This window comes from Candidatus Symbiothrix dinenymphae, assembly GCF_001431085.1.
This window is the reverse complement of record NZ_BBRU01000104.1, coordinates 1-901: the sequence shown is the minus strand read 5'-3', so window position 1 is coordinate 901 and position 901 is coordinate 1. Positions and strand designations below refer to the sequence as shown.

The window sequence follows — 901 nt, the reverse complement described above, 5'->3', positions numbered from 1 at the left end:
CCAACACGGGCGGCAACACAGGCGGCTCAGGCGGCAACACAGGTGGCACAGGCGGCACAGGCGGCAACACAGGTGGCGCAGGTGGCAACACGGGTGGCAATACCAACGGCCACGCGATAGCTGTGTCAAATGCCGACAGCATCGGTACAGGCTATTACCTGGCACATTGTGAGGCTTTGGAGTCTGTTGTAACGGTTACGACCAAGACCTCTTCCACCGTATTGCACGAAGGTGTAAAAGGGAATCGCTTCACGGTTGATATTAGCAGAGGCGGACGTTATGTGGTCAAATACAGTATTGTAATAGCAAGAGACACAGCCAATTACAGTCTGACCATCGAAAGCCGAGCAGCGTTTGAGGATGTCGTGTCCATCCGGTACAACAATCTGCTGCTCGTAAAGGCAAACACCGGCTACGGTATAGTGGGTTGCGAATGGTATAAGGCGGACAGCAATGGCAAATGGGAGAAATTATCCTCCGAATTGTCCTATTCAGCAGGCAACAAGCGCACAGATATATTGGATGCCACCGCCGAGTATAAGGCACGCCTCATCACCGCCTCAGGCGACACCGTGGAAACGTGCCCGTATTGTCAGGAACGCACCCGCACCACACAGATTGGCGCAATAGAGGCACCTCCCCTGAAACTATATCCCAATCCGGTGCATGGCGGTGATTTCATCACCATCGAAGGCGTTCCGGAAGGTGTTACAAACATCACAATCTATGATTTAAACGGTCGCGCGGGGTCAACATTACCGGTAGAGGCGTGGCGTGCCACGACTCCGCAACCATCCCCGCAACCGCCCCTACAATCATCCCCGCAATCATCCCTACAACTACCGATACCAACCACACGCGGTGTCTATCTTGTGCGGATTGGGGAGAAATTGCTGAAAGG

General features: G+C 53.8%; 1 protein-coding gene. It reads left to right on the top strand.

Annotated features, from left to right (window positions below; genetic code table 11):
- The coding region (locus ASC50_RS01655) for a T9SS type A sorting domain-containing protein (RefSeq protein ID WP_158648268.1) at positions 1-901 on the top strand (901 nt) is incomplete at both ends.